Origin of the sequence: Pseudomonas paraglycinae (assembly GCF_021601625.1) — a bacterium.
Classification (GTDB): Bacteria; Pseudomonadota; Gammaproteobacteria; order Pseudomonadales; family Pseudomonadaceae; genus Aquipseudomonas; species Aquipseudomonas paraglycinae.
In genome coordinates this window covers 94,242-108,690 of sequence record NZ_BQHR01000016.1, presented here as the reverse complement: position 1 = coordinate 108,690, position 14,449 = coordinate 94,242, and the positions used below count along the sequence as shown (strand labels likewise).

Genomic DNA, 14,449 nt, shown 5'->3' with positions numbered 1-14,449 from the left:
CCGGCGCGCGATCACTTGCCGCGATTGAGCCGCCGCAGATTGCCGATTACCGACTCCAGCGCACGGTCGAACAACAAGGTGTCGTCCAGCGTCCGCACCGCGCCGCGACGGAATGCCAGGGCCAGTTCAGTGCGGTCGCGCTCCAGCACTTTCATCCCGGTGCGGTCGACGAACACGTACTTGTTGGTGGCCTCGATGATCGCCGCCAGCTTGCAGCGCAGGGTGTGTTCTTCGTCTTCTTCGAACGCCACCCAACTGCCCAGGCGCAACTGATCGACCTGACGCAAACCTGCGTCGTCGGCCGGCAAACGCGCCGGCATGCGTGGCTGGAGGCCATCGTCGGCCATCTGCAAGACAATCGCCTGCGACACTTCAATCATTTCCGGCAATGCGGTTTGATCCGGCTCGCTGGACGGTTCGAGCAGGCGCACATGCAGCGCTTCCAGTTCACTGAAGAAGCCGCTGGTGGCAAACGGATCGAAGGCCGAACTGCTCAGGCCGTCGCGCAATGACTTGAGCAACCCCGGCACTAGCGCCAGCAGACGCAGACCGGCTTCGGCGTCGTCGTGGCGCTGCACGCTCCAGATCAATTGCTCCATGGTCTGCACGTCGGCCTGCCATTCGGCAGACTGATCGCCGTGCTTGAGGCAGGTCAGCAGCAATACCTTGCTCCAGGCCTCCTGCACGAACGTCACCACCGACGGTGGCAGGACTTTGCCCAGCAGGGCCTGGTTCAGCGCCTGCTCGACACGCTGGCGGGCCAGTTCGGTTTTCGCCCGGCCCTCTTCGGCATCGCGTAAACGCTGTTCAAGCAATTCGCTGCGACGACGTTCGTCACTGGTGAACGCGAGGAAGTCCGCCAGCAACTCGGAAAAAATCGCCGGGTCATCGACGAAATCCGTCAGCAGGCGCTGCACCACTTGCTCGATGCGCAGGTACAGGCTGTCGCGCGCATTGCCGTCACACTCGCCCCAGCCCATCGCCGCTTCGGCGATTTCATTGAGCAGGCGACGCGCCGGGTGGCTGCTGCGGCTGAAGAAACTTTTGTCGATCACCGCGACCTTCAACATCGGGATCTGCAACCGGGCGATCAGTGCCTTGAGCGAATCCGGCAGATTGCGATCATCGAGGATGCAGTCGAAGACCATCGCCACCAGATTGATCACGTCCTCGTCCGCCCCGCCGACGATTCGTGATTTGCCGCTGCGTACGCTGACCCGGGTCAGCAACTGTTCAAGCTGATGGCGCAGATCGAAGTCGTCCTGCACCGCCAGCGCCGGTACGTATTGCTGCAGGTGGGAGAGCAGGCGCAGCAAGTCGCGGGTGGAAATCGGCTGCGCCGGGGCGCTGGGTTCCAGGGTCGGCGCAACGGTGCCGCGCACGTGCAGCAGCAACTCCTGCAACGCGGCGAAGACCTCCTGCACGCCCGCATCGGTCTGGGTTTTGTCGACGCCCTCGAATTCGCTCTGCACGCTGGCCACAGCCTGATCGATGGCGCGACGGGCCGGCGCCGGCTTGAGCTCGGGCAACACGCCCGTGGCGATCAGCAGTTGATTGGCTTCGGCGTAAAGTTGATCGGTATCGGCCAGCACATAGCGCTCGAACAGTTTGAGCAGGATCAGTTTGACCTTGATCTCCACGCCCAGATTGCGCCCGGCCTGCAGGAAGTATTCGCAAAGCATCGCCGGGCCCAGCGGGTTGTATTGATCGTCCAGGGTCTTGCCCAACAGCGCATTGAATCGCGCGGTCAGTTGATCGAGGGCGAACCCGTCGCGATTCAGCACGCGGCCGACCATGGTTTCGACCGCGACGTTGCGCTCCATGTCGTCGGTGCGCGCGGTAGTGTCCTCATTCTGCAAGGCATGAGAGAGGACGGTGGGGACGGGATCGAATTGAGTGAGGCCGACAAAGGCTTCGAAAAATTGCTCGAGAAAGCCGCGCTCGATGTTCTTGCGCTTGAGGCGCAGGTCGCGCATGGCTTCGAAGAAAATGTTCTGTTCGACGTCGTTGCGTGCCCGGTCGGCCATTTCGAACAGGGTGTCGTCGGCGTTATCGAACAGCTCCTGCAAACCGTTGCGCAGGCGCTGGGCAGCCTTGTCGCGAACCTGAAGCAGAATCACAGGCAGGCGGGCGAGCGGCGAGTGAGTCGCCTGATCGGTAGTGGCTTTGTGCAGAGGCACTACATTCCCGTCGTTGTGCATCCAAGCCTCCTGAAACGGTGATTTGCCGACGTCAAACTCATGGCGTCAAATGCAAGGCGGATTATCTTGCAAAAGATGTCCCCGGCGCCAGAGCCGTCAGGGTTTCCCCTATGCGCCGACACCTTGCAGTGACCACGACAGAAACGGGTTTGCTCAAAGAAAATCGACCGGATGCAGCGCTGCGTGGCTGTTCTCGCCTTGGGTTGGCCGACGCCATGCCCCTATAATCGGGCCACTTAGTTTGTGGAGCCCGTTATGCCGAATCTACGTCTCGCCGATTTGACCGCCGAAATCGAAGCCAACGTGCGCCGTGCGTTGCTCGAAGACATCGGCAGCGGCGACATCACCGCGCAACTGATCCCGGCCGAACGTCTGGCCAAAGCCACCATCATCACCCGCGACGCCGCCGTCATCAGTGGTACGGCCTGGGTCGATGCGGTGTTCCGCCAGCTCGATCCACGGGTGGCGGTGCATTGGCAGGTGCGCGATGGCGAACGGGTTTCGCCGAACCAGCCGCTGTTTCATCTGGAAGGCCCTGCCCGTTCGCTGCTGACCGGTGAGCGCAGCGCCCTGAACTTCCTGCAATTGTTGTCAGGCGTAGCGACCCGCGCGCAGTACCTGGCGGACTTCGTTGCCGAGACTTCGGTGAAACTGCTCGACACCCGCAAGACCCTGCCGGGCCTGCGTCTGGCGCAGAAATATGCGGTCACCTGCGGCGGCTGCCATAACCACCGCATCGGCCTGTACGACGCGTTCCTGATCAAGGAAAACCACATCGCCGCCAGCGGTGGCATCCCGCAGGCCATTGCCGCCGCGCACAAGATCGCCCCGGGCAAACCGGTGGAAATCGAAGTGGAAAGTCTGGAGGAGCTGAAGGAGGCGCTGGCCGCCGGTGCCGATATCATCATGCTCGACGAACTGAGCCTCGATGACATGCGCGAAGCCGTGCGCCTGAACGGCGGCAAGGCAAAACTGGAAGCCAGTGGCGGCATCAACGAAAGCACGCTGCTGCCGATCGCTCAGACCGGGGTGGACTACATCTCGATCGGCGCGATGACCAAGGATGTGAAGGCCGTGGACCTGTCGATGCGCCTGAGCATTTAAGGGCAGCGGCAAGATGCGAGCTACAAGCTGCAAGCCAAAGCGGTTGTGCTTTTACTTGTAGCTTGCGGCTTGTAGCTGGCAGCTCTCGTCAAACGACGAGATTGTTCATCTCGCAGTACTCTTCCCACTCGACGCCCAACACCTCAGCCGCTTCCTTGTGCAGCTCCAGGCGCTTGGCCTCGAACTCTTCAGGGGTGCTGGTGTACTTGAGGGTCAATTCCCAAGGCTGCAGACCCTGGGCTTCGGCTTCGTCTTCGAACGCCCACTGGATCTGGTCTTTCTGATCATCGGGACTCAGGTCCTTGATCTCTTCCTTCAGATCCGGAACATCCAGGATGTATTTTCTTAGCGCTTCTTCGTGACGTTGCTCTTGAGTTAATTCGGTCATGGCGTTCTCGCTGATCATGGGAATGGAGGATGGATCTGGATCATCAAGGATCTCTCTGACGCGGACTGTCCGGCCTTCGGAACCATTCGGGATCATCTGAAAACTGCTAAGCGATGCTCATGCAGGCACCGAATATAGGACGTTTGCATGACGAATTACACGGCTCTTTACATCTCTCCCACAAAAAGTTGACCTGTGGAACATAAATGCCGGTTCAAAAGGATTAGGAAGAGGTGGTGCCCGAGACAGGAATCGAACCTGCGACCTTCGCGTTACGAGTGCGCTGCTCTACCGGCTGAGCTACACGGGCGGTGGGCTAAACCTAGCACTGGTCTTGCAGGTCGGCAACTTCGCCGAATGACTCGATATTTCATGGACAAAAAAATGCCCCGCCGTTTTCACGGCGGGGCATCTTTCATTGCGCTAGAGCTGCGGGGTGATTAAACGCCCGAAGCCTTGGCAGCTGCCACGTCTTTGATGGACAGCTTGATACGGCCGCGGTTGTCCACGTCCAGTACCAGCACTTCCACTTCCTGGCCTTCTTTCAGGATGTCGGTCACTTTCTCTACGCGAGCGTCGCTCAGCATCGAGATGTGAACCAGACCGTCCTTGCCCGGCAGGATGTTGACGAATGCGCCGAAGTCGACGATGCGCTCAACCTTGCCGACGTAGATCTTGCCGATCTCGGCCTCTGCGGTGATACCCAGAACGCGCTGACGTGCTGCTTCAGCCGCTTCCTTGGTTTCACCGAAGATCTTGATCGAACCGTCGTCTTCGATGTCGATCGAAGCCTTGGTCTCTTCGCAGATCGCACGGATGGTCGCGCCACCTTTACCGATAACGTCACGGATCTTGTCGGTGTCGATCTTCATCGCGATCATGGTCGGAGCGTTGGCCGACAGTTCGGTACGCGACTGGCCGATGATCTGGTTCATCTGACCGAGGATGTTCAGGCGCGCTTCCAGGGCTTGGCCCAGAGCGATTTCCATGATCTCTTCGGTGATGCCCTTGATCTTGATGTCCATCTGCAGCGCGGTCACACCTTTGGCGGTACCGGCAACTTTGAAGTCCATGTCGCCCAGGTGGTCTTCGTCACCCAGGATGTCGGTCAGAACAGCGAATTTCTCGCCTTCTTTAACCAGACCCATGGCGATACCGGCAACCGGCGCCTTCATCGGAACACCAGCGTCCATCAGGGCCAGGGAAGCGCCGCAAACGGAAGCCATCGAGCTCGAACCGTTGGACTCGGTGATTTCCGATACCACACGGATGGTGTACGGGAACACGTCAGCGGCTGGCAGCATCGCCGAAACCGAACGACGGGCCAGACGGCCGTGACCGATTTCACGACGACCGGCGCCACCCATGCGACCACACTCGCCCACCGAGAACGGAGGGAAGTTGTAGTGCAGCATGAACGGGTCTTTTTTCTCGCCTTCCAGAGTGTCCAGCAGTTGTGCGTCACGGGCGGTGCCCAGCGTCGCGACGACCAGAGCCTGGGTTTCACCACGGGTGAACAGTGCCGAACCGTGGGTCTTCGGCAGAACGCCGACTTCGATGTTCAGCGGACGTACGGTGCGGGTGTCGCGACCGTCGATACGTGGCTTGCCGTTAACGATGTTTTCGCGAACGGTGCGGTATTCGATTTCGCCGAAAGCGGCTTTGACGTCGGCAGCCGAAGGTTGGCCTTCTTCACCGGACAGCTTGGCAACAACCTGATCACGCAGCTCGCCCAGACGCGCATAACGGTCGGCCTTGATGGTGATGGTGTAAGCCTGGGAGATCGCTTCGCCGAACTCGGAACGGATAGCAGCCAGCAGCTCGGTGGCTTCTGGAGCAGGTGCCCAGGTCCAGGTTGGCTTGGCAGCTTCGGCAGCCAGTTCTTTAACGGCGTTGATTACGACCTGGAACTCGTCGTGAGCAAACAGTACTGCGCCCAGCATCTGGTCTTCGGTCAGCTCTTTGGCTTCCGATTCAACCATCAGCACGGCGTCCGAAGTACCGGCAACAACCATGTCCAGGCTCGAGGCAGCTTGCTGCTCGTAGGTCGGGTTCAGCAGGTAGCCGGTGCTTTCGTGGAAAGCAACGCGAGCGGCGCCGATCGGGCCGTCGAAAGGAATGCCGGAGATCGCCAGGGCTGCCGAGGTACCGATCATCGCAGCGATGTCCGGATCGGTCTTTTTGCTGGTGGAAACGACGGTGCAGACAACCTGCACTTCGTTCATGAAACCTTCCGGGAACAGCGGACGGATCGGACGGTCGATCAGTCGGGAAGTCAGGGTTTCCTTCTCGGAAGGACGGCCTTCACGCTTGAAGAAACCGCCAGGGATCTTACCGGCAGCGTAAGTCTTTTCCTGGTAGTGAACGGACAGAGGGAAGAAGCCCTTGCCCGGATCGGCTTGCTTGGCACCAACTACGGTCACCAATACGCTGACGTCGTCGTCAACGGTGACCAATACTGCGCCGGAGGCCTGACGGGCGATACGGCCAGTCTCGAGGGTAACGGTCGACTGACCGAACTGGAATTTTTTGATTACCGGGTTCACGGTGTCCTACCTTCTTTGTGGCTCTTGGGGGAACTGGTTTCTTGCGAAATTCTTGGGCAATGCCGGGAATCGGCCCGACGCCTGTCCAGGGTAAAACGTGTATCCAGATAAAACTTGAGGCTGGGAGCTTGCCGGACGCCGGCGGAAACCCGCTGACATCTGACAGACAACCAACCTCATAGCGCAATCGCTGATTAGCGACGCAGACCCAGGCGAGCGATCAGAGCGCTGTAACGGCTCACGTCCTTGCCTTTCAGGTAGTCCAGCAGCTTGCGACGCTGGTTAACCATGCGGATCAGACCACGACGGGAGTGGTGGTCTTTACCATTGGCCTTGAAGTGACCTTGCAGTTTGTTGATGTTGGCGGTCAGCAGTGCAACTTGCACTTCTGGCGAACCAGTGTCACCAACAGCTTGCTGGTAGTCGGCAACGATTTGAGCTTTTTCTTGAACGTCGAGAGCCATGAGGCAATCCTTTTATCAGGAAACCGTTTCAAAAACAGTTTCAACAGGCCAGGGACAAATCCCTGTATCTATAAATGAGTAGTGACCGTGCCTGTTGACAGCCACACTCGCCGGCCTGCTGTTACACAGACCGGTTTCCGGTCATTCTGACCGAATCAGTCGACGCGGCGCGATGCGCCCGTCTTCGCTCACTTCACCGATACCGATGAAGCGACCGTTGTGATCCTGTACCCGCACCATGCCGAACTTCGGAGCATCCGGGGCACGTACCGGCTGGCCGTTGAGCCAGTAGAACGCGCTCGCTTCCGAGAACTGCAGCAACGGCCAATCCTGCAGGCCGCTGTCCGATGGCATCAGGAAGCGGTCGACCGCTTCGTTGCCGCCTTCGGCATGTACCGCTTCCAGCTCTTCGAGGGTCACGGTCTGCGCCAGGGTGAAAGGCCCGGCCTGGGTACGACGCAGTTCAGCGACGTACGCACCACAACCGAGTTGCTCACCGATATCCTCCACCAGGGTGCGAATATAGGTGCCCTTGCTGCAATCCACCGCAAGACGCGCAGTATCGCCTTCGAAGGCCAGCAATTCCAAGCGCGCAATAGTAACAGAACGCGGTTCGCGCTCCACTACTTCGCCTGCACGGGCCAACTTGTACAGCGGCTGGCCATCACGCTTGAGAGCGGAGTACATCGGCGGTATCTGACTGATTTGCCCACGAAATTTCGGCAGAACCGCTTCAATGTCGGCCTGACCAACGGTCACCGGACGCTCCTGCAAAACCTCACCTTCGGCGTCCGCCGTGGTGGTGGTCTTGCCCAGTTGCGCCAGGGTTTCGTAACCCTTGTCGGAATCGAGCAGATACTGCGAGAACTTGGTCGCCTCGCCAAAGCACAGCGGCAGAACGCCGGTGGCCAGGGGATCGAGACTGCCGGTGTGACCGGCCTTCTCGGCGTTGAGCAACCAGCGGACCTTCTGCAACGCGGCGTTGGAGGTGAACCCCAGCGGCTTGTCGAGCAGGATGATGCCGCTGACGTTACGACGGATACGTTTGACCTGAGCCACCGAGTTACTCCTTGGTGTCTTCGGGTTCTGCCGCAGCCACGTGCTGATTGTCCTCAGCCACGGCGCGCTCGATCAGGGCCGACAGGTGCGCACCCCGCACGACGCTTTCGTCGTAGTGGAAGTGCAATTGCGGCACGCTGCGCAGCTTCATTTCGCGGGCCAGCTGCATGCGCAGGAAACCGGCAGCAGCGTTGAGCACCTTGATGCTTTGCGCGATGTCTTCAGCGTTGTCCTGCCCCATCACGGTGATGAAGATCTTCGCGTGACCGACGTCACGGCTGACTTCCACAGCGGTAATGGTGACCAGACCGACGCGCGGGTCTTTGACTTCACGACGGATCAGTTGGGCCAGCTCACGCTGCATCTGATCGCCGATACGTTGGGTACGGCTGTATTCTTTTGCCATGATTTGTTACCTGTTACTGCCCCGCGGTGAAACCCGCAAGGTCTGAAAGCGGCAAACGCCCGGCCTGACAAAAGCCAGACCGGGCGTTGCGTTTAGAGTCCTGACGCCGTGCCGCGCACTTGCATGCGGCGGCCCGACGTGGCCCTTGAAGTGCGCGAGTCAGAGGCTGCGAGCAACCTGAACCTTCTCGAAGACTTCGATCTTGTCGCCGACTTTGACGTCGTTGTAGCTCTTCACGCCGATACCGCACTCCATGCCGGCACGTACTTCGGAAGCGTCATCCTTGAAGCGGCGCAGGGATTCCAGCTCGCCTTCGAAGATAACGATGTCTTCACGCAGTACACGGATCGGACGGTTACGGTGAACAGTACCCTCGATCACCATGCAGCCGGCGATGGCGCCGAACTTAGGCGAACGGAACACGTCACGGACTTCGGCCACACCGAGGATGTTCTCGCGAACGTCGCTGCCAAGCATGCCGGTCAGGGCTTTCTTGACGTCTTCGATGATGTCGTAGATCACGTTGTAGTAACGCATGTCCAGACCTTCCTGCTCGACGATCTTCCGTGCGCCGGCATCGGCACGCACGTTGAAGCCGAACAGTACAGCGTTGGAAGCCAGTGCCAGGTTGGCATCGGATTCGGTGATACCACCGACGCCGCCACCGACCACGCGCACTTGCACTTCGTCGTTGCCCAGGCCGTTCAGAGCGCCCTGCAAGGCTTCCAGCGAACCACGGACGTCGGATTTGAGGACGATGTTGAGCGTCTTCTTCTCTTCCTGACCCATGCTTTCGAAGATGTTTTCCAGCTTGCCGGCGTGAGCGCGAGCCAGTTTGACTTCGCGGAACTTGCCTTGACGGAACAGAGCCACTTCACGGGCTTTCTTCTCGTCGGCAACCACGCTCATCTCGTCGCCAGCGTCAGGCGTACCGTCCAGGCCGAGGATCTCGACCGGAATGGCCGGGCCCGCTTCCTTGATCGGCTTGCCGTTCTCGTCGAGCATGGCGCGCACGCGGCCATAGTTCGAGCCGACCAGCACCATGTCGCCTTGACGCAGCGTACCGTCCTGAACCAGAACAGTCGCCACCGGGCCACGGCCCTTGTCGAGACGCGATTCAACCACGACACCACGGCCAGGAGCCGATGGAGTGGCAGTCAGTTCGAGAACTTCGGCTTGCAGCAATACAGCTTCAAGCAGTTCGTCGACGCCGGTACCCATCTTCGCGGAAACCGGAACGAATGGAGTGTCGCCACCCCAGTCTTCGGAGGTCACGCCGTGGGCCGACAGTTCGCTACGGATGCGATCGAGATCTGCACCCGGCTTGTCGATCTTGTTCACCGCAACTACCAGCGGAACGCCAGCAGCAACAGCGTGCTGAACAGCTTCGATGGTTTGTGGCATCACGCCGTCGTCCGCCGCAACCACCAGGATCACGATGTCCGTCGCCTTGGCACCACGGGCACGCATGGCGGTAAACGCGGCGTGACCAGGGGTGTCGAGGAAGGTGACCATGCCGCGTTCGGTTTCAACGTGGTATGCACCGATGTGCTGGGTGATACCGCCGGCTTCGCCAGCAGCTACCTTGGCACGACGGATGTAGTCGAGCAGCGAGGTCTTACCGTGGTCAACGTGACCCATTACGGTCACAACCGGCGCACGAGGAACTGCTTCACCTTCGAACTTCAGGGACTCGGCCAGGGAATCTTCCAGAGCGGTGTCGCTGACCAGGGTCACTTTGTGGCCCAGTTCTTCGGCTACCAGTTGAGCAGTTTCCTGATCAAGCACCTGGTTGATGGTCGCTGGAGTACCCAGTTTGAACATGAACTTGATGATTTCGGCAGCTTTAACCGACATCTGCTGAGCGAGATCGCCAACAGTGATGGTTTCGCCGATCTTCACTTCACGCACGACAGGACCGGTAGGGCTCTGGAAACCGTGGGCGTTGCGTTTCTTCAGCTTGGCCTTGCCGCGACCGCCGCGACGGAAGCCATCGCTTTCTTCATCGGTAGTACGTGGCGCCACACGTGGAGCCGGAGCCTTTTCCTTGACCGATGCGCGATGCGGAGCGTTTTTGCGCTCGCCATCACCACCGCCACGACGGTTGTTGTCGTCGGCACGTGGTTTGTCCGGACGGCGCTGTTCGTCACGCTTGCGAGTGTCGGCAGCTGGGGCAGCAGCCACAACCGGCGCGGCTTCGCGCACTGGTTCGGCCACTGGCGCAGGTGCAGCGACGGCTTCGGCAGGAGCGGACGGCGCAGCAGGCTGGCGACGCGCTTCTTCTTCGGCGCGAACGCGGGCTTCTTCTTCAGCCTTCTGACGGGCAGCATTTTCTACTGCGCGACGTTCATCCAGTTCACGCTTGCGCTCGGCTTCGATTTCTTCCGGGCTACGCTGTACGAAAACTTTCTTCTTGCGGACTTCAACGCTGATGCTTTTGCTGCCAGCCACACGCAGGGTGCTGGTGGTTTTACGCTGCAGCGTGATCTTGCGTGGTTCTTCCACTTTCGCCTTGTGGCTGCTTTTCAAGTGGGTCAGCAGGGATTGCTTCTCACTGTCAGTCACATTTTCTTCGGCGGCGGTGTGCGGCAGACCTGCCTCACGCATCTGCTGCAACAGGCGCTCTACCGGTGTTTTGACCTCATCGGCCAGTTGTTTCACCGTGACTTGCGTCATGCACTTCTCTCCTCAGGCCGCGCCTAATTACTCGAACCAGTGGGCTCGGGCGGCCATGATCAACTTGCCGGCACGATCATCGTCAATGCCGTCGATGTCGAGCAGGTCGTCAATAGACTGCTCGGCCAGGTCTTCGCGGGTAATTACGCCGCGCACCGCCAGTTCCATCGCCAAATCCTTGTCCATACCCTCAAGCGAGAGCAGGTCTTCGGCCGGATGGGCGTCTGCCAGCTTTTCCTCAGTAGCGATGGCTTTGGTCAACAAGCGATCCTTGGCACGAGCGCGAAGCTCGTTGACGATGTCTTCGTCAAAGCCGTCGATGTTGAGCATTTCTTCCAACGGTACGTAGGCAATCTCTTCCAGGCTGGTGAAGCCTTCGTCTACCAGCACCTGAGCCAGCTCTTCGTCGACTTCCAGCTCGTCGATGAAGTTGCGCAGGATGTCGCCGGTTTCCGCTTGTTGCTTAGCCTGGATGTCCGATTCGGTCATCACGTTCAGGGTCCAGCCAGTCAGCTGGCTCGCCAGACGCACGTTCTGACCACCACGACCGATGGCCTGAGCCAGATTGTCTGCGCCAACGGCGATGTCCATGGCATGGGCATCTTCGTCAACGATGATGGCCGCCACTTCTGCCGGCGACATGGCATTGATCACGAACTGAGCCGGGTTGTCGTCCCACAGGACGATATCGACACGCTCGCCACCCAACTCGCCCGACACGGCCTGGACGCGCGAACCGCGCATACCGATGCACGCGCCTTGCGGGTCGATGCGTTTGTCCTTGGAGCGGACAGCGATCTTGGCACGCGAACCCGGATCACGGGATGCGGCCATGACTTCGATCAGGCCTTCAGCGATTTCCGGCACTTCGATACGGAACAGCTCGATCAGCATTTCCGGCGCGGTACGCGACAGGATCAGCTGAGGGCCGCGGTTCTCGGTGCGGATTTCCTTGAGCAGCGCACGCAGACGCACGCCAACACGGAAGGTTTCGCGAGAGATGATGTCTTCACGGGCCAGCAACGCTTCAGCGTTATTACCCAGGTCGACGATCACGTTGTCGCGGGTCACTTTCTTCACGGTGCCGGAGATGATTTCTCCCAGGCGCTCGCGATAAGCGTCAACCACTTGAGCGCGCTCGGCTTCGCGCACTTTCTGCACGATGACCTGCTTGGCGGTCTGCGCAGCGATGCGGCCGAACTCGATGGACTCGATCTTTTCTTCAACGACGTCGCCAACCTTGGCGCCAGGGTGCGTTTCAGCAACCTTGCTCGGCCAGGTTTCGATGGCCGGATCATCGAGATCATTCTCTTCGACGACCGTCCAGCGACGGAAAGTTTCGTAAGAACCGGTGTGGCGGTTGATTTCCACACGCAGATCAACTTCGTCTTCAAAACGCTTTTTGGTAGCAGTGGCTAGAGCCAGCTCCAGCGCTTCAAAAATTACGCTTGCCGGTACACCCTTTTCATTGGATACCGACTCAACAACCAGCAGTACTTCTTTGCTCATCGTACGCCTCGCCTTTCGCAAGCCATTGGATCCGCGGGATCCGCGTCTCAGTCAAAACTGGGAATAATGTTGGCCTTGTCGATCATATCGATCGGCAACAGGAACTCATGGTCATCTACCTGCACCACGACGTCCTGCTCTTCTACACCGCGCAGAAGGCCCTGAAAGTTGCGTCGACCTTCGAAAGGCGAGCGCAGCTTGATCTTCACTTGTTCACCGACATATTTGGCAAACTGCTCAAGAGTGAACAGTGGGCGTTCCATGCCTGGCGAGGAAACTTCAAGGGTGTATTCAACGGAGATCGGATCTTCAACATCCAGCACACCGCTGATCTGACGGCTGACGATGGCGCAATCGTCCACCAGTACGCCGCCTTCCTTATCGATATAAACGCGCAACATTGAGTGGCGACCTTGAGCCGAAAACTCAATACCCCAGCATTCATAGCCTAGGGCCACGACCACCGGGGCCAGCAAGGCCTGCAACTCTTCTAGCTTGCTCGACACCTGAACCCCCTCGTGCATGTATGTGCATGCTATGCAAAATAAAAAAATGGGCGAAACGCCCATCCTTGAAACGCCGTCGAACAGCGGCGTCGAAAGTGTCCAGCTAACAAAAAGCCCCTTAAAAGGGGCTCCTTAAACTGGTTGCGGGGGCCGGATTTGAACCGACGACCTTCGGGTTATGAGCCCGACGAGCTACCAGACTGCTCCACCCCGCGACAAAGCTGGGGCGGAAGTATACGACCGATCCCTTATAGGGTCAATGTAACCTTCCACCTGCAAGAAAGCCCGCAACAGCGGGCTCTCCTGACTAATTGGTACCGAGAAGGGGACTCGAACCCCTACACCCTATGGGCACAACCACCTCAAGGTTGCGTGTCTACCAATTCCACCACCTCGGCAATACTACGTTTGAAACTTTTCTTACTTCTGCTCTTGAGCTGGAGGTACGTCAGTCGCTGGAGTAGCCGACTTTTGCTCTTGAAGCACCGGGACATCATCAGAAGCCGGTTGTTGCTTTGGAACTTCCAACACTGCCGGGTTTGGCAAACCTGCTTGAGTCAGCTGATGAGCCTTCTCTTTAGCAAAGTATCCTAACCCCAAGCTGGTTATGAAGAAACCGGCGGCAAGTATAGCAGTAAACTTACTAAGAAAGGTAGAGGAACCTTGGCTTCCGAACACAGTATTTGAAGCACCTGCTCCGAAAGACGCGCCAGCATCCGCACCTTTACCCTGCTGCAGCAAAACCAGAGCAACTACGCCCAATGCACCCAGCAGATGAAAAACGACTACGACTGTTTCCAGCATTTTTTCAGTTTCCCGCGGCGCGACAAATCGCACCGAACTCATCTGCATTCAGGGAAGCTCCACCAATGAGCCCCCCATCGATATCCGGCATGCCGAACAGTTCGACCGCATTGGCCGCCTTCACGCTGCCGCCGTATAGAAGCCGCACACCTCGTGCCACTTCAGAATTCTCTGCCGCCAACTGCTCGCGAATGGCTTTATGCACATCCTGAGCCTGTTGCGGCGTTGCAGTCAGTCCAGTACCAATCGCCCAGACCGGCTCGTAAGCGATCACTGCGTTGGCAAAAGCACCGACACCCAGCTCCTCGATGATACTGCCCAGCTGACGCCCGACAACCTCAAGAGTTTTTCCGGCTTCACGCTGCTCCAGGGTCTCCCCTACGCACAACACCGGAATCAAGCCACATGCCTGTGCCGCTGCGAACTTGCGATTCAGCATTCCGTCTCGCTCGCCCATGATCTGACGGCGTTCGGAGTGCCCGACAAGCACCAGGGAACAACCTGCATCCACCAACTGACTCGGCGCAATCTCGCCCGTCAACGCACCTTGCATGGATTCCACCGCAGAGTTCTGCGCACCGACCGAAATCGATTTGCCTTTCAAGCCATCAATCACTTGATTGATATACAAGCAAGGCGGGAATACCGCGACATCAACACCGCTTGGCAAGGCCAGATGACGAAGGCCGTTGATCAGCTCAGCGACGCTGGCGCGGGTACCGTGCATCTTCCAGTTACCAGCTACCATAGGGCGACGCATGCTGTACCTCGTCGGTCAAAGTGGGC

General features: G+C 58.9%; 12 protein-coding genes and 3 tRNA genes. 1 reads left to right on the top strand and 14 read right to left on the bottom strand.

Translation table 11 applies throughout. The features are described 5' to 3' along the window. Window positions 1-11 precede the first annotated feature (11 nt). On the bottom strand, window positions 12-2,201 hold the full coding sequence (locus L6D82_RS22290) for a DUF1631 domain-containing protein (RefSeq protein ID WP_236191660.1): 2,190 nt from the start codon (window positions 2,199-2,201) through the stop codon (window positions 12-14). Between the two features lie 255 nt (window positions 2,202-2,456). Between L6D82_RS22290 and nadC the strand changes: the two genes are divergently transcribed. After that, window positions 2,457-3,305, top strand: a complete 849-nt coding sequence (gene nadC, locus L6D82_RS22285; protein WP_007953729.1) for a carboxylating nicotinate-nucleotide diphosphorylase — start codon at window positions 2,457-2,459, stop codon at window positions 3,303-3,305. An 88-nt stretch (window positions 3,306-3,393) separates the two neighbouring features. Here the strand turns inward: nadC and L6D82_RS22280 are convergent, their stop codons facing one another. The 13 genes from L6D82_RS22280 to tpiA all read right to left on the bottom strand — a co-directional run bounded on the left by L6D82_RS22280 (window position 3,394) and on the right by tpiA (window position 14,423). Beyond that, the gene (locus L6D82_RS22280) at window positions 3,394-3,693 is read right to left on the bottom strand and encodes a DUF6388 family protein (RefSeq protein ID WP_039769697.1); all 300 of its coding nucleotides are present in this window, start codon (window positions 3,691-3,693) and stop codon (window positions 3,394-3,396) included. Between the two features lie 234 nt (window positions 3,694-3,927). Further along, a tRNA-Thr gene (locus L6D82_RS22275) sits at window positions 3,928-4,003 on the bottom strand. Window positions 4,004-4,133: 130 nt separating this feature from the next. Further along, window positions 4,134-6,239: a polyribonucleotide nucleotidyltransferase gene (gene pnp, locus L6D82_RS22270; RefSeq protein ID WP_011332410.1), complete on the bottom strand. Its 2,106-nt coding sequence runs from the start codon at window positions 6,237-6,239 to the stop codon at window positions 4,134-4,136. 194 nt (window positions 6,240-6,433) lie between these two features. Beyond that, a complete protein-coding gene (rpsO, locus tag L6D82_RS22265; RefSeq protein ID WP_011332409.1) occupies window positions 6,434-6,703 on the bottom strand; it encodes a 30S ribosomal protein S15 in 270 nt (89 codons plus the stop codon). A 141-nt stretch (window positions 6,704-6,844) separates the two neighbouring features. Continuing rightward, window positions 6,845-7,762 (bottom strand): tRNA pseudouridine(55) synthase TruB, encoded by a 918-nt coding sequence (gene truB, locus L6D82_RS22260; RefSeq protein ID WP_007953739.1) that lies wholly within the window; start codon window positions 7,760-7,762, stop codon window positions 6,845-6,847. Between the two features lie 4 nt (window positions 7,763-7,766). After that, window positions 7,767-8,168 carry a 30S ribosome-binding factor RbfA gene (gene rbfA, locus L6D82_RS22255; RefSeq protein ID WP_007953741.1) on the bottom strand — a complete coding sequence of 134 codons (402 nt, stop codon included), beginning with the start codon at window positions 8,166-8,168 and terminating at the stop codon, window positions 7,767-7,769. A gap of 159 nt (window positions 8,169-8,327) precedes the next feature. After that, a complete protein-coding gene (infB, locus tag L6D82_RS22250) occupies window positions 8,328-10,844 on the bottom strand; it encodes a translation initiation factor IF-2 (protein WP_007953742.1) in 2,517 nt (838 codons plus the stop codon). Between the two features lie 27 nt (window positions 10,845-10,871). Next, a complete protein-coding gene (nusA, locus tag L6D82_RS22245; RefSeq protein WP_003221546.1) occupies window positions 10,872-12,353 on the bottom strand; it encodes a transcription termination factor NusA in 1,482 nt (493 codons plus the stop codon). A gap of 47 nt (window positions 12,354-12,400) precedes the next feature. Beyond that, on the bottom strand, window positions 12,401-12,859 hold the full coding sequence (gene rimP, locus L6D82_RS22240) for a ribosome maturation factor RimP (RefSeq protein ID WP_039769696.1): 459 nt from the start codon (window positions 12,857-12,859) through the stop codon (window positions 12,401-12,403). Between the two features lie 138 nt (window positions 12,860-12,997). Continuing rightward, window positions 12,998-13,074 (bottom strand) — tRNA-Met (locus L6D82_RS22235). A 97-nt stretch (window positions 13,075-13,171) separates the two neighbouring features. Next, window positions 13,172-13,257 (bottom strand) — tRNA-Leu (locus tag L6D82_RS22230). 22 nt (window positions 13,258-13,279) lie between these two features. Further along, window positions 13,280-13,663 (bottom strand): preprotein translocase subunit SecG, encoded by a 384-nt coding sequence (gene secG / locus L6D82_RS22225; RefSeq protein ID WP_011332406.1) that lies wholly within the window; start codon window positions 13,661-13,663, stop codon window positions 13,280-13,282. A 4-nt stretch (window positions 13,664-13,667) separates the two neighbouring features. After that, window positions 13,668-14,423: a triose-phosphate isomerase gene (gene tpiA / locus L6D82_RS22220; RefSeq protein ID WP_007953744.1), complete on the bottom strand. Its 756-nt coding sequence runs from the start codon at window positions 14,421-14,423 to the stop codon at window positions 13,668-13,670. Window positions 14,424-14,449: the final 26 nt, after the last annotated feature.